Below are 23,748 nucleotides of genomic sequence, written 5' to 3'. Positions count from 1 at the left end.
CATTACGGCGTGTCACCTACGGCGGCGCAGCGCCCTGCCGACCACGACCGCCGATGCCAGTGCCAGGGCCGCGGCAGGGGCCAGCCACCGCAGGGTCGCCCCCGTGGAAGAGGCGTCGGGAGCCGGCGTGGGCGCGTAGCGGCCGCGCGGTGGGGCGTGGTCGACCTCCTCGGCGCTGCGGCCGATCATGGTGCGTCGTGCGTGGGCGGCCTCGGCGGGCACCGCGTCCGGCAGGCCGGACAGGTCGTCGAGGTCCTCGATGCCGTCGAGGTCGTCCACACCGTCCACGTCGTCCGCGCCGTCGACCTCGTCGAGGTCCTCGAACTCGTCCTCGGCGTCGGCGCCGAGCGACGGCGGAGGTACGGGTGCGTCGAAGACCGAGCCGCCGGGGTCGGGCGCGTCGTCCGAACCGGCAGCTGTCGCGTCCCGAGCGTCGTCGCCGGCGGCGGCCGAAGGCTCACCGGCCGCTTCCTGCGGTTCCGGGAGCAAGGCGGCACCGTCACCGTCGGCGCGCTCCTCCGGCTGCGTGGCCTCGAAGGCGGCCGCGGCCAGTGCTTCCGCGAAACGATCGAGCAGCCGGTGGGCCGCCGACACCTTCGCACCGTCCGCGAGGTCGGCCAGCCTGCCCTCGGCACGTACAAAACCGCTGAACGTCAGGGTCGTGCCGCCGTCGGTCTGCGCGGGGCGGACCGTCAGCGTGAGCTTCACCGAGCCGGCGCCGCGCGCCTCGGCGCCCTCGCCCTCGACGGCGAAGGCGCCGCCCCGCTCGTCGTCCTGCTCCGTGATGTGAAGGGCGCCGCGGTAGGTGATGGTGTGGCCGGCGACCCTGACCTTGAGCCGCCCCGACAAGGGGCCCGCCGACTCGTCTGCGTCCTGCTGGAGCCCAGGGACGCAGCGGGCGACCCTGGCGGGGTCCCGCAGCGCACGTCGGAGGGTCTCAGCCGGTACCGGAACGAACACCTCATGCTCCATGGAAGCCGAGCCTACTCAGCACGGCCCGCCGCGTCTGCCTTTCCGTCGTGCGCCCGCCACGTCCGCGTCCTGGCGGCCCCGTCGGCGGCCGCCCCGTACCGCCCCTCCGTGACCGCGGCCATGACGGTCAGCGGGTGTAGCGCGGATGGACCAGCGTCGAGGGCAGCAGGCCCGTCAGCCGGGTCCGCTCCGCCGCGAACCTGTCCTGCGTGAGTGTGTCCTCGACCTCCGAGCGCAGCCGCGGCGCGTCCGCGCCGATCGCGAGCCCGGGTGCGCCGCCCTCGGCCGCGATCAGCAGTCCCCAGTCGGTGGCCGCGTCCTCACCCGCCCTGAACCGCGCCGGGCCGCCCGCAGCACCGGTCCCCCTGCCGCTGACCCGGTAGGCCGTGGTGCCGAAGCCGGCGGCCCGCAGCGTCGTGTCGACCGTCCAGTACGTACGGGGCCGCGTGGTCGGCCCTGCGTGGACCACGAGCCGCCCGCCGTCCGCCAGGACCCGCCGGGCCAGCCCGTAGAACTCCAGCGAGTAGAGCTTGGTGCTCTCGGTGATACCCGGGTCGGGCAGGTCGGAGACGATCACGTCGTACGTGCCCTCGTGCTCACGCAGCCAGGAGAAGGCGTCCGCCGTGACGACCCGGGTCCGCGGGTCGTCGTACGCGTGGTCGTTCAGATCGGTGAGCGCCGGATCACTGCGGGCCAGTTCGACCACTCCGGGGTCCCGCTCGACGACGGTCAACGCCCGGACATCGGCGTACCGCAGTGCCTCGCGCGCTGCCAGCCCGTCGCCGCCGAGGATCAGCACCCTTTCGTGCGGACCTCGCATGGCGGGGTGGACGAGCGCTTCGTGGTAGCGGTGCTCCTCCTGCCCCCGCACCTTCAGCCGTCCGTCCAGGAAGAGGTCCGGGGGCCGGGAGGGCCCGCCGGTGACCACCACCTCCTGGACACCGGTGCGCACGGCGACCCGCACATCGGAGCCGTAGACCGCCCGGCGGGCCGCCCGCTCGAAGTCGTCGACCATCACGGTGGCGCCCGCCAGCACCGCCAGCACGAGGACGTTGACGGTGAGCAGCCTGGTCCGCCACCGCGGTGTGAGGTCGCGGCGGAACAGCCACAGCACCACCGCCCCGCCGGCCAGGGCGTTGACCGCACCCGTCACCAGCGCCCCGGTGAGTTCACCGAGCCACGGCAGCAGCAGGAAGGGGAACGCCAGCCCGCCGACGAGCGCCCCCACGTAGTCCGCGGCGAACAGATCGGCGACGGTGCCTTCCGCGTCCCGCCGGGAGATGCGCTGGATCAGCGACATCAGCAGCGGTATCTCCGCGCCGATCAGGACGCCGATGGTCAGGCTGAAGACCACCAGAGGCACCCCGGAGCCGCCGAACCAGGCGAAGGACGCGTAGAGCACCATGGCCGAACTGCCGCCGACCAGCGCCAGTGCCGCTTCCAGCAGGCCGAAGCCCACGGCGGCCCGGCAGCGCATCCGCTTGGCGAGGAGCGATCCGATGCCCATCGCGAACACCATCACGGAAAGGATCACGGACGCCTGGGTGACCGAGTCCCCGACCAGATACGTGGCGAGCGCGACGAGTTCCAGCTCGTAGACCAGGCCGCAGGCCGCGCAGACGAAGACCGCGGCGAGCACGAGATGGCGGCCGGACTCGGGGCGCACGGGCAGCAGCACCATGCCCTTGGGCGGCGAGGTCTGCGGCCGGTCGATCATCCTCGACACGCTACGTCACAGGCGCCGCACGGGCTGTCACCCACAGGTGTCGACTACAGCCCGAAGGGCTCGGGGTCGGGGTGGCTCATCCGCACGCTCTGCGACCCGCGGGCCGAGAAGCCGACGCGCGTACGCGTGACGACGAGCCGGCCCTCCTGCGGGTACGCGTGCCAGGTGCGCCACCGCGCCTGCCCCTCGCCGCTCTGCGCCACCATCGCGGTGAACGCGTGCGGGGAACCGGGAAATGTGCCGGCGAGACCGTGGGGGTGGTCCGCGACAAGGGCCAGCAACTCCTGGGCCCGGCCCGCGAACGAGCGCTGGGAGAGCGTCTCGACACGAGCCGCGAACTCGTACTCCCAGTCGCCGAGCCGCTTCGCCACCCCGAGGGGCAACGGTGTGCTGCTGCCGGGGATGCAGGCGACGGTCTCCGAACAAGTGCCCCGCTCCTCCTCGAGCAGCACCTGGTGGGAGGCACCCAGCAGCCTCAACTGCAGCTTGGCACCGGAAAGTTCGAGGTCGAGGACGGCCAGGGCGGGGAGCGGCTCCCGGCCGAGCGCCCAGGCGAGGTCGTCGGCACGGGTGTCGGTATAGGCGGTATCGATGGTCGTGAGCATGGGTCGGCTCCGCAAGCGCGCTTCGGCGGGTGGACGCGTGGACCTGGCACTCCGAAAGGGTGCGCAAGACGTGGGGGGTGGCCTGCTTCGGTCCACGTGAGGTCCGAGGGCTGAATGGATCCAACAGGTTCCGACAGTGAGAAAATCACGAAATGGACGTCGACCACAGCCTTTTTACCCAACTTGGCGCCGTTTCCATCCCCTCGGGGGCCCATAGGTTCAACTGTTCAACGGAGAGGGGTCGGGCGAAGTCAACATATCCGCCGGACTTTCTGCCAACAGGAAGGCGCCCGGCGGGAGTCGGCCTTCGCCACTCACCCGCCGGGCACCTTCACCGCCGCGGACCAGCTGCCCCGTGTCAGCTGCCTCCGCCGCATCCGCCCCCGCCCCCGCCGCACGACGACGAACTGCTGCTGCATGACGAGCTGCTGCTGCCGCACGACGAGCCGGAGTCTCCGCCGCCCCACCACGCTCCACCGCCGCTCGCGGCCTCGCTGCCGCGGCGACGGCGGCTCGTGCGGCTCGCGCCGGACGCCGCCGCCACAGCGAGAACAACCACCAGAACGAACAGTGCGATCCCGAGAAACATCATGGTTCTCCCCGTCCTTCTCGTTCCCCCGAAGCAGGACCCCCGCGACACTGCGTGACCGCTTCACCCGCATCCGCGGGACGCTTACCTGCGTGGCAAAGGGATGCCCTCGGCCACTCGGAGCCAAAGCAGACTTGAGCAACTCCAGAGGTTCCGCGCAGGATGACCGCCATGACGACGCACAGGACAGCAGGCGAAGAGGGCACCCGGCCGCTGCTCAACCGCAGGCTGGCGGAGTTCGGCACCACGATCTTCGCGGAGATGTCGGCGCTGGCCCTGCGCACCGGCTCGATCAATCTGGGCCAGGGCTTCCCCGACACCGACGGCCCCGAGGAGATCAGGGAGGCGGCGGTGCGGGCACTGCGCGACGGCCGCGGCAACCAGTACCCGCCCGGTCCGGGCGTCCCTGAACTCCGCACCGCGATCGCGGAGCACCAGCGGCGCTTCCACGGCCTGGCCTACGACCCCGACACGGAGGTCCTGGTCACGGCGGGCGCCACGGAGGCGATCGCCGCCGCCCTGCTCGCGCTGGTGGAACCGGGCGACGAGGTGATCGCGCTGGAGCCGTACTACGACTCGTACGCCGCCGGCATCGCCATGGCGGGCGGCGTACGGGTGCCCGTGACGTTGCGCCCGCACGAGCTCGCCTTCCGCCTCGACCTGGACGAGCTGTGTGACGCGGTCACCGAGCGCACCCGTCTGCTCCTGATCAACACGCCGCACAACCCCACCGGCACGGTCCTGACCCGCGCGGAGCTGGCGGCGATCGCCGAGCTCGCTGTCGAACGGGACCTGCTCGTGGTCACCGACGAGGTCTACGAGCATCTGGCCTTCGACGGCGAGCATGTTCCGCTGGCGTCGTTCCCGGGGATGCGCGAACGCACCGTCACGATCTCCAGCGCCGGCAAGACGTTCTCGTTCACCGGGTGGAAGGTCGGCTGGGTCACCGCCTCCCCCGAGCTGGTCACGGCGGTCCGCTCGGCGAAGCAGTTCCTGACGTACGTCTCGGCGGGCCCGTTCCAGTACGCGGTCGCCGAGGCGCTCCGCCTCCCGGACGCGTATTTCGACGGCCTCCGCGACGATCTGCGCGCCAAGCGCGACCTTCTGTGCGAGGGCCTGTCCGCGGCCGGGTTCGCGGTGCACCGCCCTGCCGGCACGTACTTCGTCACCACCGACATCCGGCCGCTCGGCGAGGCGGACGGCTTCGCGTTCTGCCGTGCGCTGCCGGAGCGCTGCGGGGTGGTGGCGATCCCGAACGCGGTCTTCTACGACCACCGTGACGAAGGCGCGCCGTTCGTTCGATTCGCGTTCTGCAAGCGGGGCGACGTCCTCGAGGAGGCCGTTGCCCGGCTGAAGTCCTTGGCGCGCTGAGAAAGAGGCAGGCCCGGCGGGCCTGCGATCACAGGGATCGCGGACCTGCCGGGCCTCGCGTGTGCGTGACGCGTCAGGCGTCGTCGGCGGGCTTCTCCTCCTCGGGGACGGCCAGACCGAACTGCTCCGCGAGCCACTTGTCGAACTCGATCGAGGCGCGCACCCAGCTGACCGTGGACGAGACGAAGTGCTCGAGACTCACGCCGGTGCCGATGAGCATCTGCGCCTCACCGATGAGGCGGATCGTCGGAAGCTCTGCGCCCTCCTCCTCGTGGAGGTGGGTGTAGACCTTCGGCCACAGGGTGCGGCGGTTCCAGTCGTCGATGGCGTCGAGGATCTTGGCCTTCTCGGTCACCGCGTGCGGGCGGTCGTAGAAGGTCCGCACCGAGAAGACCTGCTGCTCATCCTCACCGCGGAACATGAAGTACGTGCGGAAGTCCTCCCACGGCGCCGCGAGGTCGCCCTCGTCGTCGACGACGTACTTCAGCTCCATCTGGTCGAGGAGCTGCTTCACCAGGTCCTGGTCGGGAACGACGGGGCCCGCCGGTCCTGCGGCCTGAGGCTTGGGCTGGCCCCCGAAATTCGGAATCGAGGACGGGTCGATGGTCACCGTGTATTTCCCTTCGTACGGATGCCGCCATCCTCTCCCATCCCCGGCGGGGGCTGGCAAGCCCCGCCGCCCGCGATCCGCTGCGGGCTGACAAGATCTCCCGCTCGGGTGCCCCGCCCGCCGCTGTCCGGGTGAACGGGCGGCGGACACGAACGGGGCACGGGGGCGGGCCACCACACTCGTGCCCTGTCCTCGTGCCCCGCTCGCCGGGACGGCCGTGCCGCGCGGTGTCAGGCCGCCGCGCCCACGATCAGGCCGTCCTCGAAGCGGTCCACCCGTACGGTGTCGCCGTCGTTGACCTCACCCGCCAGGATCTCCTTCGCGAGCCGGTCGCCGATCGCCGTCTGGATCAGCCGCCGCAGCGGACGCGCGCCGTACGCCGGGTCGTTGCCCTCCTCCGCGAGCCATGCCAGCGCCTCGGGCGTGACCTCCAGCGTCAGACGGCGGTCCGCCATCCGCTTGGCGAGACGTCCGATCTGGAGCTCGGCGATGCGCTGCAGCTCCGCCTTGGACAGGGCCGAGAAGACCACCAGGTCGTCGAGGCGGTTGAGGAACTCCGGCTTGAAGGAGGCCCGCACGACCTCCAGCACCTGCTGCTTCTTCTGCTCCTCGCTGGTCGTGGGCTCCATCAGGTACTGCGACCCGAGGTTGGAGGTCAGGATCAGGATGGTGTTGCGGAAGTCCACCGTCCGGCCCTGGCCGTCGGTGAGCCGCCCGTCGTCGAGCACCTGGAGCAGGATGTCGAAGACCTCGGGGTGGGCCTTCTCCACCTCGTCCAGCAGCACCACGCTGTACGGGCGCCGGCGCACGGCCTCGGTGAGCTGACCGCCCTCCTCGTAACCGACGTAACCGGGAGGGGCGCCGACCAGGCGGGCCACGCTGTGCTTCTCGCCGTACTCGGACATGTCGATGCGGACCATCGCCCGCTCGTCGTCGAAGAGGAAGTCCGCGAGCGCCTTCGCCAGTTCCGTCTTGCCGACACCGGTCGGGCCGAGGAACAGGAAGGAGCCGGTGGGCCGGTCGGGGTCGGCGATGCCCGCCCGTGTCCGGCGCACCGCGTCGGAGACCGCCTGCACGGCCTCGGACTGGCCGATCAGCCGGCGGCCCAGCTCCTGCTCCATGCGCAGCAGCTTCTGCGTCTCGCCCTCGAGGAGCCGCCCGGCCGGGATACCGGTCCAGGAACCCACGACGTCGGCGATGTCGTCCGGGCCGACCTCCTCCTTGACCATCGTGTCCTTGGAGGCCTGCTCGGCCTCGGCCTGCGCCGCCTCCTCCAACTCGCGCTCCAGGCCGGGGATCTCCCCGTAGAGCAACTTGGAGGCGGTGTCGAAGTCGCCGTCGCGCTGGGCGCGTTCGGCCTGACCGCGCAGGTCGTCGAGGCGTTCCTTCAGCTCACCGACGCGGTTGAGGCCCTGCTTCTCCTTCTCCCAGCGGGCGGTGAGTCCGCGCAGCTCCTCCTCCCGGTCGGCCAGGTCCCTGCGCAGCTTCTCAAGGCGCTGCTTGGAGGCGGGGTCGGACTCGTTCCTGAGCGCCAGCTCCTCCATCCGCAGCCGGTCGACGGCGCGCTGGAGCTCGTCGATCTCGACGGGCGAGGAGTCGATCTCCATGCGCAGCCGCGACGCGGACTCGTCGACGAGGTCGATGGCCTTGTCCGGCAGGAACCGGGAGGTGATGTACCGGTCGGAGAGGGTGGCGGCGGCGACGAGCGCGCTGTCGTTGATCTGCACCTTGTGGTGGGCCTCGTAGCGGCCCTTGAGCCCGCGCAGGATCGCGATCGTGTCCTCGACCGACGGCTCGGCGACCAGCACCTGCTGGAAGCGGCGCTCGAGCGCCGGGTCCTTCTCGATCCGCTCGCGGTACTCGTCGAGCGTCGTCGCGCCGACCATCCGCAGCTCGCCGCGGGCCAGCATCGGCTTGAGCATGTTGCCCGCGTCCATGGCGGAGTCGCCGCCGGCGCCCGCGCCGACGACCGTGTGCAGCTCGTCGATGAAGGTGATGATCTGGCCGTCGCTCTCCTTGATCTCGGACAGCACGGTCTTCAGCCGCTCCTCGAACTCACCGCGGTACTTGGCGCCCGCCACCATCGCGCCGAGGTCGAGCGCGACCAGCCGCTTGTTGCGCAGCGACTCGGGCACGTCGCCCTTGACGATGCGCTGGGCGAGGCCCTCGACGACGGCCGTCTTGCCGACGCCGGGCTCGCCGATGAGCACGGGGTTGTTCTTCGTGCGCCGCGACAGGACCTGCACGACGCGGCGGATCTCCTGGTCCCGGCCGATGACCGGGTCGAGCTTGCCCTCACGGGCCGCCGCGGTGAAGTCCGTGCCGAACTTCTCCAGCGCCTTGTACTGACCCTCAGGGTCGGGTGTGGTCACCCGGCGCCCTCCCCTTGTCTTCTCGAAAGCGTCCACCAGTTGCTTGGCCCCGGCGCCCTGCCGGTCCAGCACCTCCCCGGCCGCGCCGCCCTTCGCCGCGATGCCGATGAGCAGGTGCTCGGTGGACAGGTACTCGTCACCGAGCTCCTTGGCTCGCTGCGAGGCGTCGGCGATGACGGCCAGCAGTTCGCGGTTGGGCTGGGGCGGGGCGACCGTGGAGCCGGTCACGCTCGGCAGCGACGCGAGGATGCGCTCCGCCCCGGAGCGTACGGCGGCCTGGTCCGCGTCGACGGCGGCCAGCAGATCGGTGATGTTCTCGTTGTCCGCGCCCTCCAGCAGCGCCAGAAGCAGATGCGCCGGGGTGAGGTCCGGGTGTCCGCCGGACACTGCCCTGCTGGTGGCGGCGTTGATCGCGTCCCGGCTCTTGTTGGTCAGCTCGGCGTCCACGTACGCATCTCCTCCTTGCCGATGGAGCGGTTGCCTCAATTATGACCCAAGCAACCTGTATAAAGTTGAGTCTATTCCACTCAGGGTACTGCCGGGCAGAGCCCGGAGGTAGGTTCCGCCCATGGCCATCGATCCTCGCAACCCCGGCGCGTCCTACCTCAGCTTCTGGCGTGATCACCACATGTGCACACTGACGACCCCTCGGCCTGACGGCACTCCGCACGTCGTCGCGGTGGGAGTCACCTACGACCCGGAGGGCGGTTTCGCCCGGGTGATCACCAACAAGCACAGCCGCAAGGTCGCGAACGTGCTGGCCGCCGGCCCGGAAGGGGCACGGGTCGCGGTCTGCCAGGTGGACAGAGGCCGCTGGGCGACACTGGAGGGCATCGCGACGATCCGCACGGAGGCGGCGGTCGTGGCGGACGCGGTGAGCCGTTACGCGGAGAGGTACGGACGCACCCCGGCCCCCAATCCGGACCGGGTGGTCATCGAGATCGCGCTCACCCGCGCGATGGGCCGGGCATGACCGGGCCGGGCGCCGGACAAGTTCCGGGCAGCACAACGGCGCCATCGTGTTTCAGGTCCACGATGGCGCCGCTGTGTGGGGGAAGCACCTGAGCGATTTGAAACGACGGGGGAATCGCTCAGGCACTGCGGGGGGTGGCGGTTGTGTCCGGCTCGGCCAGCTGGTGGTCACGCTGGTCGAGATTGACAAAAATCATGCCGTACCGGATGGCACAGCGGACGGGCTGAGGAGCCCCTCGGGGCCGGCGAAGACAGCGGTAGGCACGGACATCCTCGTCCTCCTCGCGCGCGACGACGATCGGCTCACCGAACAGGGTGACCATCAACGAGTCGCCACGGTGCGGAATCGCCGTGACGAGGTCGATGAAATGCCACCCGGACCTGTAAGCCGTCGCCATCTCCCGCCGGAACACGCGATCATCCGGCGGGATGGTCATGCGCCCGCGCCCGCGTCCACGGGAGCGATCTCCCACGTGAGTTCGTCGGCGCCCGCGATCACCGCACCCGCAGACTCCGACTCCCAGGTCGGCTCACCGGCAATCACCGTGTGCGCCGGCTCTGACTCCCACGTCGGCTCACCACTCGTCCCTAGAACACTGAACGCGGCTGCGGCAACAGCAAGTGCGCCAAGTATGCGAAGCGTCCTGTTCATGGAGGATCTCCACCCCATTCTGTCCAATACCCTCCCCCCGCGTCTAAGACGATGTCTCACACCGAATGCTTCCACCAGCGACCACAGGCATCATGTTCCTGTAATTCAGGACCCTGAGGGGGTGTCAAATGGCGTCGAACAAGGACAATGTCGGGCATAGCCACAGTGCAGGCGAACTATGCGAAGCAGGGAAGAATCTCTACGCAACGGCATTGCGTACCGGCCAGGTTTCCCGGTCAGAGGCCGGGAGCGCACCCTGCCTGCTGGATCTCGCCCTGCTGCGCCCCGATCCCGACGACGCCGGCTGGCTCCGCCCGGTCCCGCCGTCACTCGCACTCAACCAGCTGATTCACCCCATCGAAAGGGAGATCCAGGAGCGCCGGCAGCTCGCCCTGTCCATCGTCGGCACGTTCGAGCCGTTCATGACCCTGACCGCCCAGGACCTGTCGACCAGACACGCCATCACCGTGCTCGAGGGCCTGGGCCTCATCAACGCGGCCCTGGACCGGGTCACCGCCGAGTGCGCCGAGGAACTCCTCACCGTGCAGCCCGGCAGCGGACGGCGTCCGGACACCCTGGAGCACGGTCTGCGCCGGGCGGAGCCGCTGCTGAAGAACGGCGTGAAGATGCGCACGCTGTACCAGCACACGGCCCGCCACCACCCCTCGACACTGGCCTATGTCGAACGGGTCAGTCCCTACGGCGTGGAGGTCCGCACGCTCGAGGAGATCATCGACCGCCTGATCATCGTCGACCGCAAGGTGGCCTTCGTACCCGCCCGCAGCGACCGGCAGGTCGCACTGGAACTGCGCCACGAAGGGCTCGTGCGCTATCTCGTGGGCGTCTTCGAGCAGTTCTGGCTCCACGCCACACCGTGGGAGGAGCAACTGTCCTACGCGCCCGAGCTGGACGGCATCACCAGCGTGCAGCGCTCCATCGCCAAACTGCTCGTCGAAGGACACGTCGACGACTCCATCGCCCGCCGCCTCGGGATGAACGTGCGCACCTGCCGCGCCCACATCGCCAAACTGAACGCCACGCTCGGCAGCGGCAGCCGCGCCCAACTCGGCTACCTGATCGCCCAGTCGGGAATCCTGGACGAGAGCCGCTGAATCCGGCCGGACAGACGTGAAGGGCCGGGAGGCAGTGCCTCCCGGCCCTTCGGGCGTCCGGGGCGGCCCGGGCCGCCCCGACGCGGGGTCCCGCGACTACTCCGGCCGCTTGGGCCGCCAGACGACCAGCGCGCTCGCCTGCTGGACGTCCTGGTACGGCACGAGATCGCGCCGGTAGGAAGCGTGGACCTGCGCCTCGCGCTGCTGCATGGCCGCCGCCGCGCCGTCGAGGGCCGACGACAGCTCCGCGACCCGCTGCTGCAGAGCCGCGACCTGGTTCTCCAGTTCGATGATCCGCTTGATGCCGGCCAGGTTGATGCCCTCGTCCTGCGACAACTGCTGCACCGTACGCAACAGTTCGATGTCCCGGGCCGAGTAACGCCTGCCGCGGCCGGCCGTGCGGTCGGGCGAGACGAGACCCAGCCGGTCGTACTGCCGCAGGGTCTGCGGATGCAGGCCCGACAGCTGCGCGGCGACCGAGATGACGTACACCGGCGACTCGTCGGTCAGTTCGTACGGGTTGCGACTGCGCCCCGACCGGTCCATATCAAGCTCCCTTCGCGGCCTGGAACAACTCCGCCCGCGGATCCTCGTCCGCGGTGGCTTCGCGGTAGGCCTCCAGCGCTTCCCTGGCCTTGTCGCCGAGCTCGCCGGGCACGGCCACCTCGACGGTCACCAGCAGGTCGCCGCGGGTGCCGTCCTTGCGGACGGCGCCCTTGCCGCGGGCTCGCATGGTGCGCCCGGCGGGCGTGCCGGCGGGCAGCTTCAGCGTGACCGGCGGGCCGCCGAGCGTGGGGACCCTGATCTCGCCGCCGAGCGCAGCCTCCGTGAAGGAGACCGGCACCGTGACGGTGAGGTTGTCGCCCTTGCGGCCGAAGACCGGGTGCGCGTCGACGTGGACGACGACGTACAGGTCACCGGCCGGGCCGCCGCGCTCGCCGGGAGCGCCCTTGCCGCGCAGCCGGATCCGCTGCCCGTCAAAGACCCCCGCGGGGATGCGGACCTGCATGGTGCGCGAAGAGCGTGCCCGTCCGCTGCCCTTGCAGACGTCGCACGGGTCCTGGGCGATGAGCCCGCGGCCCTTGCAGTCCACGCACGGGTCCGTCAGCGAGAAGGAACCGCTGCCGCCGCGGGAGACCTGGCCGGTACCGACGCAGGTCGGGCACACCCGGGGCGTGCCGTTCTTGTCACCGGTGCCGGAGCATGCCTTGCACGCGGCCGAGCTGGACATCCGCAGGGGGACCGTGGCCCCGTCCACCGCCTCGGTGAAGCTGAGCGTCACCTCGGACTCGATGTCCTGTCCGCGGCGCGGCTGGGTGCGCGTGCCCGGGCCGGCGCCCCGGTTGAACAGGCCGCCGAACACGTCCCCCAGGCCGCCGCCGAAGCCGCCGGCCTGGCCGCCGCCCGGGGCGCCTCCGAAGAGGTCGCCCAGGTCGAAGTTGAAGGTGCCGCCGGGACCGCCGGCGCCCGGAGCGCGGAAGCCGCCGTTGCCGAACAGGGCGCGGGCGTCGTCGTACTCCTTGCGCCGTTTAGGGTCGCCGAGGATGTCGTTGGCCTCGGAGATCTCCTTGAAGCGCTCCTCGGCCTTCGCGTCACCCTTGTTGGCGTCCGGGTGGAACTCGCGGGCGAGCTTCCGGTACGCCTTCTTGATCTCGGCCTCTGTGGCGTCCTTGGGGACGCCGAGAACCTTGTAGTAGTCCTTCTCGACGAAGTCCTTCGTGCTCATCGACGTCCCTCCTTCCGGACGTTTCCTGCGTCAGCCCTCCTCGGGGCCACCGCTCTCCTCGTCGGCCGACTTCTCTTCCTTCTGCGCCGCGGGAGCCGCGCCCGGCTGGGGCTCGGCCACCGCGACCCGCGCCGGGCGGATCGTGCGCTCGCCGATGCGGTACCCCGGCTGGAGCACGGCGACGCACGTCGTCTCCGTGACATCCGGTGCGTACGAGTGCATCAGGGCCTCGTGGATGGTCGGGTCGAAGGGCTCGCCCTCCTTGCCGAACTGCTGCAGGCCCATCTTGGCGGCGGCCGTCTCGAGGGACTCGGCCACCGACTTGAACCCGCCCACCAACTCCCCGTGCTCCCGGGCGCGGCCGATGTCGTCGAGCACGGGCAGGAGCTCGGTCAGCAGCGTCGCCGTGGCGATCTCCTTGACCGTGACCCTGTCGCGCTCCACGCGCCGGCGGTAGTTCTGGTACTCGGCCTGGAGCCGCTGGAGGTCGGCGGTCCGCTCGTTGAGGGCGGTACGCGTCTGGTCCAGCTGCGCCGTCAGGCCGGCGATCTTTGCTGCGTCCCCTGCCGGGGCCGCCGGGCCCTCCTGCTCGGAGGAGGTCTCGGCGGACTCGGCGGCGTCGTCAGGTGTGGCGCCGGAGGGGACGTCGGGCTTCTCCTCGAAGCCCGGGGTCTCCTCGGTCACGCGGCACCGTCCTTCTTCGGCTTGTCCTCGTCGACGATCTCGGCGTCGACGACGTCGTCGTCGGCCTGGCCGGCACCGGCCTGGCCCTCGGCGCCGGCACCCGCGGCTGCGCCCTCGGGCGCGGCGTTGGCGTACATGGCCTGGCCGAGCTTCTGGCTGACCGCGGCGACCTTCTCCGTGGCGGTACGGATCTCGGCCGTGTCCTCGCCCTTGAGCTTCTCCTTCAGCTCGGTGAGAGCCGTCTCGACCTCGGTCTTCACCTCGCCGGGGACCTTGTCCTCGTTGTCCTTGAGGAACTTCTCGGTCTGGTAGACGAGCTGCTCACCCTGGTTACGGGTCTCGGCGGCCTCGCGGCGACGGTGGTCCTCGTCCGCGTACTGCTCGGCCTCCTGGCGCATCCGGTCGACCTCGTCCTTCGGCAGCGAGGAGCCGCCGGTGACGGTCATCTTCTGCTCCTTGCCCGTGCCGAGGTCCTTCGCGGTCACGTGCATGATGCCGTTGGCGTCGATGTCGAAGGAGACCTCGATCTGCGGCACCCCGCGCGGGGCCGGCGGCAGACCGGTCAGCTCGAACATCCCGAGCTTCTTGTTGTACGCCGCGATCTCGCGCTCGCCCTGGTAGACCTGGATCTGCACGGACGGCTGGTTGTCCTCGGCCGTCGTGAAGATCTCGGACCGCTTGGTCGGGATCGTGGTGTTGCGCTCGATGAGCTTGGTCATGATGCCGCCCTTGGTCTCGATACCGAGGGACAGCGGGGTCACGTCGAGGAGCAGGACGTCCTTGACCTCACCCTTGAGGACACCGGCCTGGAGGGAGGCGCCGATGGCGACGACCTCGTCCGGGTTCACGCCCTTGTTGGCGTCCTTGCCGCCGGTGAGCTCCTTGACGAGCTCGGCGACGGCGGGCATACGGGTCGAGCCGCCGACCAGGACCACGTGGTCGATCTCGGACAGCGCGATGCCGGCGTCCTTGATGACGTTGTGGAACGGGGTCTTGCAGCGCTCGAGCAGGTCGGACGTCAGCTGCTGGAACTGGGCGCGGGTGAGCTTCTCGTCCAGGTGCAGCGGGCCCTCGGCGGAGGCCGTGATGTAGGGCAGGTTGATCGACGTCTCGGTCGAGGACGACAGCTCGATCTTGGCCTTCTCCGCGGCTTCGCGGAGACGCTGGAGAGCCATCTTGTCCTTGGACAGGTCGACGCCGTGCCCGTTGGCGAACTGCTTCACCAGGTAGTCGACGACGCGCTGGTCCCAGTCGTCACCACCGAGGTGGTTGTCGCCGTTGGTGGCCTTCACCTCGACGACGCCGTCGCCGATCTCGAGCAGGGAGACGTCGAAGGTGCCGCCACCGAGGTCGAAGACGAGGATCGTCTGGTCGTCCTTGTCCAGGCCGTAGGCCAGGGCCGCCGCGGTGGGCTCGTTGACGATGCGCAGGACGTTGAGGCCCGCGATCTCACCGGCCTCCTTGGTCGCCTGGCGCTCGGAGTCGTTGAAGTACGCGGGGACGGTGATCACCGCGTCGGTGACCTTCTCGCCCAGGTAGGACTCCGCGTCCCGCTTCAGCTTCTGCAGGATGAACGCGCTCATCTGCTGCGGGTTGAAGTTCTTCCCGTCGAGCTCGATCTTCCAGTCCGTGCCCATGTGGCGCTTGACGGACCGAATGGTCCGATCGACGTTGGTGACCGCCTGACGCTTGGCCACCTCGCCGACCAGCACCTCACCGTTCTTCGCGAAGGCGACGACGGACGGCGTGGTCCTGGCACCCTCGGCGTTGGTGATGACGGTGGGCTCGCCGCCCTCCAGAACGCTGACGACGGAGTTAGTCGTGCCCAGGTCGATGCCGACCGCACGTGCCATTTCGATTCCTCCAACAACTGACTTGAGTGGAACTGGCTCAAGGATGCCTCACCCGTTGGACCGAGTCAACCAACCTGAGTCGAGGCGGCTCAAGTTTTATCCCGTCCTTACGTGCAGCTCTTGACCGCGCGCGTGGCGCGCCCTGCGGCGGACGTACATCTGGAAGAGTCATATCCGAAAAAAGCGGTCAAGAACTGTCAATGCGGCCAAGAGCCCCGTCAGGAAACGACCGCCGGCCACGGACGAGAAGGGTGCTCCCCATGTCGGCAAAGCGAGCCCTCGATCTGACGGGCGCCCTGCTCCTGCTGCTGGCGCTGTCCCCGGCACTGCTGGCCGCCTCGGCCGCCGTGGCGCTGACCACGACCGGCCCCGTACTGGAGCGCCACCACCGCGTGGGCCTCGGCGGCCGCACCTTCACCATGTTCACGTTCCGGACGAGGTGCGCGGGCCGCGTCACGACGGTGGGCCGGGCGCTGCGCCGCCACTTCACGGACCGGCTCCCCCAGCTGCTCAACGTGGTCCGCGGCGAGATGTCCCTGGTGGGGCCGCTCCCGCTGGCACCGGACGCCGCTCGCGACGGGCGCGGGCCCGAGCGCGTCCGGCTCGCCGTACGGCCCGGAATGACGGGCCTGTGGCAGGTCGGCGGGCGCTCGGAGCTGCCCTGGGAGGAAATGACCGTGCTGGACCTGCATTATGTGGAGCAGCACTGGCTGGGACTCGACCTGGTGATCCTGGCCCGCACAGTGCCCGTGGCGGTCGCCGGACGACGCGTCGCCCATGCCGCCCCGGTGACCCCGGTCAGGGTCGCCTGAGCGACACAGATCACCGCCTGCGTGGCTACAGTGCGGCGGAATAAGTGGGTAGTCTCAGCTCGGGCTGAATAAGTTACCGCTTAGTAGTACCTAGTCCTCCACCCTCGCAGGCCCGAGGAGCCTCCATGCAACTCGCCGCGATCATCGTGTCGCTGACCCTGACCGTGGTGGGCGTTGCGCTGCTCGCCCGCGCCATCGGCCAGTTCGTGCGCTACTTCAAGCTGGGGCAGCCGGTGCCCGCCGGCACCCGGACCGACAACCCCTACCAGCGCAGCGTGACCCTGGTCAGGGAGTTCCTCGGTCATACGCGGATGAACCGATGGGGCATCGTCGGCATCGCCCACTGGTTCGTCGCGATCGGCTTCCTGACGCTGCCGCCGACGATCATCACCGCCTACGGCCAGCTCTTCCAGGCCGACTGGACGCTGCCGGTGATCGGCGGCTTCCTGCCGTACGAGCTCTACATCGAGTTCATCGGGTCGATGACCGTCCTCGGCATCGCCACGCTGATGGTCATCCGCCTGCTGAACCTGCCCTCGGGCCCCGGCCGCAAGTCCCGGTTCGCGGGCTCGAAGATGGGACAGGCGTACTTCGTCGAGTACGTCATCCTCATCATCGGTCTGGCGATCTACGTGCTGCGGGGCCTGGAAGGCGCGATCCACCACGTGGAGGGCTACGAGGCCGCGTACTTCGCTTCGTACCCGCTGGTCCTGGCCTTCAAGGGCCTGAGCCTCGGCGTTCTCCAGAACCTGGTCTACCTGTTCGCGATGATCAAGCTGAGCACAACCATGATCTGGATGATCACGGTCTCGCTCAACACCAACATGGGTGTGGCCTGGCACCGCTTCCTCGCCTTCCCGAACATCTGGTTCAAGCGCAACGCGACCGGTGAGTCCGCCCTCGGCGAGCTGAAGCCGATGACGTCCGGCGGCAAGGAGATCGACTGGGAGGACCCGGGCGAGGACGACGTGTTCGGCGTCTCCCAGGTCGAGCAGTTCTCCTGGAAGGGCATCCTCGACTTCTCCACCTGCACCGAGTGCGGCCGCTGCCAGTCGCAGTGCCCCGCCTGGAACACCGGCAAGCCGCTGTCCCCGAAGCTCCTGATCATGTCGCTGCGCGACCACGCGCACGCCAAGGCCCCGTACCTGCTGGCCGGCGGCGGCAAGACCATGGAGGGCGAGGAGAAGGCCTCCGCCGAGCAGCTCAAGGACGTCCCCGCGGCCGCCCTGGCCGAGGCCGAGCGCCCCCTGATCGGGACGCTCGAGGAGAACGGCGTCATCGACCCGGACGTCCTGTGGTCCTGCACCACCTGCGGCGCCTGCGTCGAGCAGTGCCCGGTCGACATCGAGCACATCGACCACATCGTCGACATGCGCCGCTACCAGGTCATGATCGAGTCCTCGTTCCCGTCCGAGGCGGGCACGATGCTCAAGAACCTGGAGAAGAAGGGCAACCCCTGGGGGCTGGCCAAGAAGCAGCGTGTGGAGTGGACCAAGGAGGTCGACTTCGAGGTCCCGATCGTCGGCAAGGACGTCGAGGACCTCACCGAGGTCGACTACCTGTACTGGGTCGGCTGCGCCGGCGCCCTCGAGGACCGCGCCAAGAAGACCACCAAGGCCTTCGCGGAGCTGCTGCACATGGCGGGCGTCAAGTTCGCGATCATGGGCGGCGAGGAGAAGTGCACCGGTGACTCGCCGCGGCGCCTGGGCAACGAGCCGCTTTTCCAGCAGCTCGGCCAGGAGAACGTCGCGATGCTGAACATGGCGTTCGGCGAGGACGACGACGACCCGGAGACGAAGAAGCCGAAGTCGGCAAAGAAGATCGTCGCCACCTGCCCGCACTGCTTCAACACGATCGCGAACGAGTACCCGCAGCTCGGTGGCGAGTTCGAGGTCATCCACCACACGCAGCTGCTGCAGCACCTGATCGACGAGGGCAAGCTCGTCCCGGTCACGCCGGTCGACGGTCTGATCACCTACCACGACCCGTGCTACCTGGGCCGCCACAACAAGGTCTACACGCCCCCGCGCGAGATCATGTCGGCCGTCCCGGGCCTGCGCCAGCAGGAGATGCACCGCCACAAGGAGCGCGGCTTCTGCTGCGGCGCCGGCGGCGCGCGGATGTGGATGGAGGAGCGGATCGGCAAGCGCATCAACACCGAGCGCGTCGACGAGGCCCTGTCCCTCAACCCGGACATCGTCTCCACCGCCTGCCCGTTCTGCCTGGTCATGCTCACCGACTCGGTCAACGGCAAGAAGAACGACGGCAAGGCAAAGGAGTCCCTCCAGGTCGTCGACGTGGCCCAGCTGCTGCTCGACTCGGTCAAGACGCCGCCGTCCGACCCCGCGCCGGAGACGGAGCCCGAGGGCGCACCGGAACCGGAGCCCGTGAAGTAGGCGTCTCCCAGCAGGAGAACGACGAGCGGCCGGACCTGCCTCGGGGGCAGGACCGGCCGCTCGCGCGTTGCGGGAGCGGCCGGCGGACGGCCCGGATCGCTGCTCCCCCTGGAGCCTCATAACCTTTGCCCTTCGATCAAGCGCCGTCCATTGCCCTCACCGGCCCGCCCGCACGACCATCGTGGGGCGAGGGGACAGCGGATGACGCGGGTGACAGCGAAACGGGGGTGGGCCGTGCGGCGTGCACGAGCCGGCACGGCGACCGCACTGGGCGCGCTCTGCGTCTCCGCGGTGCTGATGGCAGCCCTCACCGGCTGCGACAGCGGCCCCGCACCCGCCGCCACGGAGCCCGCCGCCAAGAACGGCGACGCCGCGCCCCTCGCGGGCCGCCCCACCACGCCCTCCCGCCCCGTGCCGCGCGGCGACGGCAGCCGAGTCCCGTCCGACTTCAACGGCGACGGCCACCGCGACCTCGTCCTCGACGACCTGGTGAAGTCCGCGAAGGACAGCCACGGCGACGACGCGGGCATCGGCATCGTCTACGGCACCGGCGGCGGCGAACGCCTCGACCCGGCCGTACGGCAGCTCCTCACGCCCCGCACGCACGGAGCCGCGGTTCAGGGCGTGCTCCCTGCCGCGTTCGACGCCGAGACCTCCTGCGACCTCGACAAGGACGGCTACGCGGACCTGATCGTCACCACCGACCCCCCGTACGACGGCATCGGCCGCCCGCCCGTACCGCTCCAACTGCTCTTCGGATCCGCCACGGGCATCACCGGCAAGGCCGTCGTCCTGCGGATCCCCGACAAGGCCCGCTACGGCAACGACTGGCCCGGCCACCCCGTCTGCGGCGACTTCGACGGTGACGGGAGCGCCGACCTGGCCGTCACCGCCTCCGCCGGGCGCGTCAGCTTCCTGCGCGGCCCGTTCACCCGTACCGGTGCGCCCCGCGCGGGCGGCGCGCCCGTCACCGCCGGCGGACCCGCCATCGCGGCACCCGCCGGAAAGACCGACACCGACGGGGACGGCGCCGACGACCTGGTCGTCCTGCCCCGTACCCGTACGGCCGGCGCCCCCGGCAAGGGCACGCTGCTGCTCGGCGGACCCACCGGCCCCGGCCGTCCCGGCGGGAGACACGTCTTCGACGCGGTCCCGGTGCAGCCGGCGCCCGGGCTCCCGGCCGGAGAGACGAAACCGGTGACGGACCTGCTCGCGCACGCGGACTTCGACGGCGATGGGCGCCCCGACGTGGTGACACGGACGCACCACGGCGAACGGGCCGACGTCGTCGCGCTGTACCCGGCCGTGGCGGAGCAGTCCGGCGCCCGCCCTCTGATCACCTTCAGCACCTCGGTCTTCCTGCCCTGACCAGCAGTTGGGCGTCGACCGGCCGTCCTGGGGACGGCCCCCCGGGGTTCCCCTAGGGGATGTCACAGCTCGGCAGCAAAGGCCCTCTTGTCCCCGGTCCGCCGCCACCTCGCGCTCGCGGACCGGGTACGTTCGATTACGTGGCTGGATTCAGGATCGGACGCGGCCGGGACAACCGCACCCCTCAACGGCAGCAGGCACCGCAGGCGCCGCCCCCCTACCAGGGAGGTGGCCGGCCGGCCCCGCCGCCGTACGGGCAACAGCAGCAGTGGCCGCCCGCCGGCGGCGCGCCCCGGCATGGCGCGGCCCCCCAAGGGGGCGGCGGGTACGGCGAGCCGGAGTACTTCGGCGATCCGCACCCCCAGTACGCCCCGCCGCAGGACCCGTACGCGGCCAACAACCCCGGCCACACGCAGATGTTCAGCGTGAACGACGACCCCTACGGTGACGGCGGGGCCTACCGCGCCGGCGCCGCTCCGGCGGCCCCGGTGGGCCCGCGTCTGCACTGGAAGCAGCTCCTCAGCGGCATCGTGCTGCGGCCAGGGCCGACGTTCCTTCAGATGCGCGACTACGCCGTCTGGGGTCCGGCGCTCGTCGTCACCTTCCTCTACGGCATGCTCGCGATCTTCGGATTCGACGAGCCGCGCCAGGAGGTCATCAACGCGACGCTGTCCAACGCGATCCCGTACGTGCTGATCACCGGCGTCGCGTTCGTGATCAGCGGCCTGGTGCTCGGCGCGGTGACGCACACCCTGGCCCGCCAGCTCGGCGGCGACGGCGCCTGGCAGCCGACGGTCGGCCTCTCCATGCTGATCATGTCGATCACCGACGCGCCACGCCTCGTCTTCGCCATGTTCCTCGGCGGCGAGAACTCCCTGGTCCAGGTGCTCGGTTGGGTGACCTGGCTGGCGGCGGGCGCGCTGTTCACCTCGATGGTGAGCAAGTCGCACGACCTGCCGTGGCCGAAGGCGCTGGGCGCTTCGGCCATCCAGTTGATCGCGCTGCTGTCGATCATCAAGCTCGGCACGATCTGAGACCCGCACACATGAGGAAGGGCCCGCCGGCTACCGGCGGGCCCTTCCCAGTACGTGCCGTCCTGACCAGCTTGCCCGTATGACCACTTCGCCCGAGGGGCCTGCCGCGCGCACAGGCCACTCGTTCCCCTCGGGAAACAAACGGAACTCGTACAACCACCTCCCCTCGCAGTAAGTCTGATCGAGCGGTACGCACTGATGTGCGTACCGCTCGATCAGAAGGGACTTCCTTGGCTTCCGTACGCACCACCCGACGCCGTCTCGGCGCCTGTGTCGCCACCGTGCTCGCCGTGACGGTCGGTGCCGGCGTCATGGCCTCCCCCGGGGCGGTGGCCGCTACCGCTGCCGTGGCCGCCACCACCGCCGCCGACGCCACCGCCGAGGCGAATCTGCCCCTCGGCGCCGAGATCGTCAGCACTGGCGACACCGGCTACCTCACCTCCCGGAAGGACGGCTCCGGCGACACGGTCCTGGAGTGGCACAAGTACGCCGACGGCTCGGTTGTGCCGATCACCATGGGCACCACGGGCCACGACAGCGGGTCCGACATCGTCGTGACCAGTGACGGCGACAGCACGGTCTTCCTGCAGGACATGAGGGAAGGCGCCACCCTGTCCGCGTCCTTCGACCTCGCGGCCGAGTTCAAGCCCGGGGCGAAACTCGTCGGCGTGGTCGGCGAGAACCTCTTCGTGCGTGTTCCGACCACCGCGGACTACCACGAGTTGTGGCAGCTCACCCCCGTCGACGGGCTGGCGAGGAAGACGAAGCGTTCGTCCAACTCCTACGGCATGGACTTCAAGGTCATCGCCTCCACGAGCGACATCATGCTCGTTCTGAGCAGCAACCGGGTGTTCCCGAACTCGTCGACCTTCCGGACCGAGTACTGGCTGACGCGCACGACGGTCAACGGCGACCAGCCCATCGAATGGGGCAGCAGGGGGAACATCGCTCCGTGGAACCAGGCCTCGACGGGCGCCTACACGGCCGACTACGAGGCGTGGGTCCAGTACCGGAGCGGGATCACCGAGATCGCCGTGGACGGGACGTACGCCCACCCGAGATTCGCCATGGACAGCTCCATGAGCGGCGCCGTCGTCGCCGGCATCCTCCAGGACACGCTGCTCTACGGGGTGCCGGGCCAGGCGACGGACGAGACCTCGAGCCCGCTGTACGCCCGGAGCATCAAGGACTCCACCGCCGCGCCGTACAAGCTTCTGGAGGACTACTCCAGCGTGGCCCACGCGCCCGACGGCGGTCTGCTCGTGCGCGGCAGCACGGCCGACGCCGACGGGCTGTTCCGGATCTGGGTGGGGGACGACGGTCGGCCGAGCGCCACGCTCGTGGCCGACACCGGCCGGGTCATGGCGGTCCGGGTGACCGGGTCGAAGGTCCCCACCGCGGTGGACCTGGAGAAGCCGGGCACCGCGGTCCCGATGGAGTGGACGCTGTCCCGCGCGAACGCCACCGTGGACCTCACGCTCACCCACACGGCCACCGGCAAGAAGCTCATCCAGCACCTTTCCCAGCCGGTCTCCGACAGCCGCTTCGCCTTCGCCTGGGACGGTCTCCTGGAGGGCTTCAGCGCCCCGAACGGCGCCTACACCTGGCAGGTCACCGCGACCCCGAACGACGGCGCCGGCGCCCCGGCGACCGCCTCGGGAAGCTTCCAGGTCTCGCGCGAGGCCAACCCGCACGACTTCAACGACAACGGCTCGACGGACGCCCTCGCGCGGGACGCCTCCGGTGTGCTGTGGCGCGACGACCTCTTCGACTGGCCGTCGGGCGGTCAGGTCACCACCGCCAAGCGGACGAAGATCGGCGCCGGTTGGCAGATCTACAACCAGATCGAGGCCGCGGGGAACCTCGCCGGCGCCCCGGCGGGCGACCTCGTCGCCCGCGACACCTCGGGCGTCCTGTGGCTGTACCTGGGCAAGGGCGACGGCACGTTCGCGACCCGCGTCAAGGTCGGCTCCGGCTGGCAGATCTACAACAAGACCACCGCCGGCAGCGACCTCACCGGCGACGGACGCCCCGACCTCATCGCCACCGACACCTCCGGCGTCCTGTGGCTCTACAAGGGCACCGGCAGCTGGACCGCCCCCTTCGCGCCCCGCGTGAAGGCCGGCTGGGGCTGGGGCATCTACAACCAGATCACCGCGGTCGGCAACATCGCGGGCAGCGCGGCCGGCGATCTCGTCGCCCGCGACACCTCCGGCGTCCTCTGGCTCTACGAGGGCAACGGCACGGGCGGCTACGCCCCCCGCGTCAAGATCGGCGCCGGCTGGAACGCCTTCTCCCACCTTGTCGGAGCCGGCGACGTCACCGCCGACGGACGCCCCGATCTGATCGCCTACGGCGCGAACGGCACGTACGTCTACCGCTCGACGGGCTCGACGACAGCCCCGTTCACCCGGCAGACGACGACTCTGTACGCGGGTGAGGGCGCCAAGTTCAACAGCATCGCCTGACAGCGCTTCGTCAGGCCGTGTCGTAGGGCCGCCCGCGGTGGTGGGCGTCGGCAGACGCCGGCCCAGGTGGCCAGGCGGTGCGGGACCCGATGGGGCAGGCCCTGGCAGGGCTTTCGGGCCGTCCGTCGTCCGGTCAGGACAGGCGGGCGGCACCGAATCCTGAGGGGGACTTCCAGGACCGGACCACCCCGGATGCCGTTCAGGCCGGGGGTGGTCCGGTCTTCGGTCTTCTTGCGCTCGGACGTTCGCGAGTCGCGCTCCGGTCGATGCGGTCGGCTCGCCGTCTTCCCACGCAGACGGATGGCCGCCCCACAGGCAAAGGGATGAGCATCACGCCGGGGGCGTAGATGTCAGCGGCTGCGCCGTTTTCGACGGGCCGGCCTCGCACGATCATTGGCGCGCGCCCGCACAGTGGCTATGCCCCCG

At 70.1% G+C, this 23,748-nt stretch carries 20 protein-coding genes; 8 read left to right on the top strand and 12 right to left on the bottom strand.

The genetic code is table 11. From position 1 onward, the window contains the following. Positions 1-12: 12 nt before the first annotated feature. The 4 genes from MDN94_RS08740 to MDN94_RS08725 all read right to left on the bottom strand — a co-directional run bounded on the left by MDN94_RS08740 (position 13) and on the right by MDN94_RS08725 (position 3,743). Complete coding sequence (locus MDN94_RS08740) at positions 13-972, bottom strand: SRPBCC domain-containing protein (RefSeq protein ID WP_482725310.1); 960 nt, start codon at positions 970-972, stop codon at positions 13-15. Positions 973-1,099: 127 nt separating this feature from the next. Further along, on the bottom strand, positions 1,100-2,689 hold the full coding sequence (locus MDN94_RS08735; RefSeq protein ID WP_482725309.1) for a polyamine aminopropyltransferase: 1,590 nt from the start codon (positions 2,687-2,689) through the stop codon (positions 1,100-1,102). Positions 2,690-2,742: 53 nt separating this feature from the next. Beyond that, positions 2,743-3,303 (bottom strand): DUF2617 family protein, encoded by a 561-nt coding sequence (locus MDN94_RS08730; protein WP_482725308.1) that lies wholly within the window; start codon positions 3,301-3,303, stop codon positions 2,743-2,745. 314 nt (positions 3,304-3,617) lie between these two features. Next, on the bottom strand, positions 3,618-3,743 hold the full coding sequence (locus MDN94_RS08725) for a hypothetical protein (RefSeq protein ID WP_482725307.1): 126 nt from the start codon (positions 3,741-3,743) through the stop codon (positions 3,618-3,620). A gap of 320 nt (positions 3,744-4,063) precedes the next feature. On the opposite strand from MDN94_RS08725, the gene MDN94_RS08720 reads away from it, so the two are divergent. Next, positions 4,064-5,263: a pyridoxal phosphate-dependent aminotransferase gene (locus tag MDN94_RS08720; protein ID WP_482725306.1), complete on the top strand. Its 1,200-nt coding sequence runs from the start codon at positions 4,064-4,066 to the stop codon at positions 5,261-5,263. A 73-nt stretch (positions 5,264-5,336) separates the two neighbouring features. On the opposite strand, the gene MDN94_RS08715 is transcribed toward MDN94_RS08720, so the two are convergent. Both MDN94_RS08715 and clpB read right to left on the bottom strand, forming a co-directional pair. Next, positions 5,337-5,873, bottom strand: coding sequence for a type III secretion system chaperone family protein (locus MDN94_RS08715; protein ID WP_005314553.1), 537 nt, complete (start codon positions 5,871-5,873; stop codon positions 5,337-5,339). A gap of 230 nt (positions 5,874-6,103) precedes the next feature. After that, positions 6,104-8,692, bottom strand: a complete 2,589-nt coding sequence (gene clpB, locus MDN94_RS08710) for an ATP-dependent chaperone ClpB (protein ID WP_482725305.1) — start codon at positions 8,690-8,692, stop codon at positions 6,104-6,106. Between the two features lie 121 nt (positions 8,693-8,813). Here clpB and MDN94_RS08705 point away from each other — a divergent pair, with 121 nt between their 5' ends. Continuing rightward, positions 8,814-9,218 (top strand): pyridoxamine 5'-phosphate oxidase family protein, encoded by a 405-nt coding sequence (locus MDN94_RS08705; RefSeq protein ID WP_482725304.1) that lies wholly within the window; start codon positions 8,814-8,816, stop codon positions 9,216-9,218. A gap of 118 nt (positions 9,219-9,336) precedes the next feature. On the opposite strand, the gene MDN94_RS08700 is transcribed toward MDN94_RS08705, so the two are convergent. Next, entirely contained in the window at positions 9,337-9,654 is a 318-nt protein-coding gene (locus tag MDN94_RS08700) for a Rieske (2Fe-2S) protein (RefSeq protein WP_100108277.1), read from the bottom strand. Continuing rightward, positions 9,651-9,869, bottom strand: coding sequence for a hypothetical protein (locus MDN94_RS08695; RefSeq protein ID WP_453459114.1), 219 nt, complete (start codon positions 9,867-9,869; stop codon positions 9,651-9,653). The genes MDN94_RS08700 and MDN94_RS08695 overlap by 4 nt, the downstream gene beginning before the upstream one ends. 128 nt (positions 9,870-9,997) lie before the next feature. On the opposite strand from MDN94_RS08695, the gene MDN94_RS08690 reads away from it, so the two are divergent. Beyond that, entirely contained in the window at positions 9,998-10,981 is a 984-nt protein-coding gene (locus tag MDN94_RS08690) for a helix-turn-helix transcriptional regulator (protein ID WP_441263495.1), read from the top strand. Between the two features lie 96 nt (positions 10,982-11,077). Here MDN94_RS08690 and MDN94_RS08685 read toward each other — a convergent pair whose 3' ends face one another. Genes MDN94_RS08685 through dnaK form a run of 4 tightly spaced genes read right to left on the bottom strand, consistent with a single transcriptional unit; the run spans position 11,078 to position 15,244 of the window. After that, the gene (locus tag MDN94_RS08685; RefSeq protein ID WP_005314561.1) at positions 11,078-11,527 is read right to left on the bottom strand and encodes a heat shock protein transcriptional repressor HspR; all 450 of its coding nucleotides are present in this window, start codon (positions 11,525-11,527) and stop codon (positions 11,078-11,080) included. 1 nt (position 11,528) lies between these two features. Continuing rightward, on the bottom strand, positions 11,529-12,707 hold the full coding sequence (dnaJ, locus tag MDN94_RS08680) for a molecular chaperone DnaJ (RefSeq protein ID WP_482725303.1): 1,179 nt from the start codon (positions 12,705-12,707) through the stop codon (positions 11,529-11,531). A 30-nt stretch (positions 12,708-12,737) separates the two neighbouring features. Continuing rightward, a complete protein-coding gene (gene grpE / locus MDN94_RS08675) occupies positions 12,738-13,391 on the bottom strand; it encodes a nucleotide exchange factor GrpE (RefSeq protein ID WP_189470828.1) in 654 nt (217 codons plus the stop codon). Then, positions 13,388-15,244: a molecular chaperone DnaK gene (dnaK, locus tag MDN94_RS08670; protein WP_005314563.1), complete on the bottom strand. Its 1,857-nt coding sequence runs from the start codon at positions 15,242-15,244 to the stop codon at positions 13,388-13,390. Before dnaK ends, grpE begins: the two co-directional genes overlap by 4 nt. A gap of 260 nt (positions 15,245-15,504) precedes the next feature. On the opposite strand from dnaK, the gene MDN94_RS08665 reads away from it, so the two are divergent. The 5 genes from MDN94_RS08665 (at position 15,505) to MDN94_RS08645 (ending at position 23,322) form a co-directional block, all read left to right on the top strand. After that, a complete protein-coding gene (locus MDN94_RS08665; RefSeq protein ID WP_482725302.1) occupies positions 15,505-16,056 on the top strand; it encodes a sugar transferase in 552 nt (183 codons plus the stop codon). Between the two features lie 125 nt (positions 16,057-16,181). Continuing rightward, a complete protein-coding gene (locus tag MDN94_RS08660) occupies positions 16,182-18,452 on the top strand; it encodes a (Fe-S)-binding protein (RefSeq protein ID WP_482725301.1) in 2,271 nt (756 codons plus the stop codon). Between the two features lie 201 nt (positions 18,453-18,653). Then, the gene (locus MDN94_RS08655; protein ID WP_482725300.1) at positions 18,654-19,820 is read left to right on the top strand and encodes an FG-GAP repeat domain-containing protein; all 1,167 of its coding nucleotides are present in this window, start codon (positions 18,654-18,656) and stop codon (positions 19,818-19,820) included. A 140-nt stretch (positions 19,821-19,960) separates the two neighbouring features. After that, a complete protein-coding gene (locus tag MDN94_RS08650) occupies positions 19,961-20,854 on the top strand; it encodes a Yip1 family protein (RefSeq protein WP_441263491.1) in 894 nt (297 codons plus the stop codon). A gap of 230 nt (positions 20,855-21,084) precedes the next feature. Continuing rightward, the gene (locus tag MDN94_RS08645; protein WP_482725299.1) at positions 21,085-23,322 is read left to right on the top strand and encodes an FG-GAP repeat domain-containing protein; all 2,238 of its coding nucleotides are present in this window, start codon (positions 21,085-21,087) and stop codon (positions 23,320-23,322) included. The last annotated feature ends 426 nt before the right edge of the window (positions 23,323-23,748 follow it).

It is taken from the genome of Streptomyces sp. WAC00040 (assembly GCF_056835925.1).
The sequence above is the reverse complement of the archived record's forward strand: the minus strand, read 5'-3'. Positions and strand labels throughout refer to the sequence as shown.

Bases quoted from the DNA above. Each gene is read 5' to 3' on its own strand.
- MDN94_RS08740 (WP_482725310.1), bottom strand. From the start codon at position 972: ATGGAGCATGAGGTGTTCGTTCCGGTACCGGCTGAGACCCTCCGACGT.
- MDN94_RS08735 (WP_482725309.1), bottom strand. From the start codon at position 2,689: ATGATCGACCGGCCGCAGACCTCGCCGCCCAAGGGCATGGTGCTGCTG.
- MDN94_RS08730 (WP_482725308.1), bottom strand. From the start codon at position 3,303: ATGCTCACGACCATCGATACCGCCTATACCGACACCCGTGCCGACGAC.
- MDN94_RS08720 (WP_482725306.1), top strand. From the start codon at position 4,064: ATGACGACGCACAGGACAGCAGGCGAAGAGGGCACCCGGCCGCTGCTC.
- MDN94_RS08705 (WP_482725304.1), top strand. From the start codon at position 8,814: ATGGCCATCGATCCTCGCAACCCCGGCGCGTCCTACCTCAGCTTCTGG.
- MDN94_RS08700 (WP_100108277.1), bottom strand. From the start codon at position 9,654: ATGACCATCCCGCCGGATGATCGCGTGTTCCGGCGGGAGATGGCGACG.
- MDN94_RS08695 (WP_453459114.1), bottom strand. From the start codon at position 9,869: ATGAACAGGACGCTTCGCATACTTGGCGCACTTGCTGTTGCCGCAGCC.
- MDN94_RS08690 (WP_441263495.1), top strand. From the start codon at position 9,998: ATGGCGTCGAACAAGGACAATGTCGGGCATAGCCACAGTGCAGGCGAA.
- MDN94_RS08685 (WP_005314561.1), bottom strand. From the start codon at position 11,527: ATGGACCGGTCGGGGCGCAGTCGCAACCCGTACGAACTGACCGACGAG.
- dnaJ (WP_482725303.1), bottom strand. From the start codon at position 12,707: ATGAGCACGAAGGACTTCGTCGAGAAGGACTACTACAAGGTTCTCGGC.
- dnaK (WP_005314563.1), bottom strand. From the start codon at position 15,244: ATGGCACGTGCGGTCGGCATCGACCTGGGCACGACTAACTCCGTCGTC.
- MDN94_RS08665 (WP_482725302.1), top strand. From the start codon at position 15,505: ATGTCGGCAAAGCGAGCCCTCGATCTGACGGGCGCCCTGCTCCTGCTG.
- MDN94_RS08660 (WP_482725301.1), top strand. From the start codon at position 16,182: ATGCAACTCGCCGCGATCATCGTGTCGCTGACCCTGACCGTGGTGGGC.
- MDN94_RS08655 (WP_482725300.1), top strand. From the start codon at position 18,654: ATGACGCGGGTGACAGCGAAACGGGGGTGGGCCGTGCGGCGTGCACGA.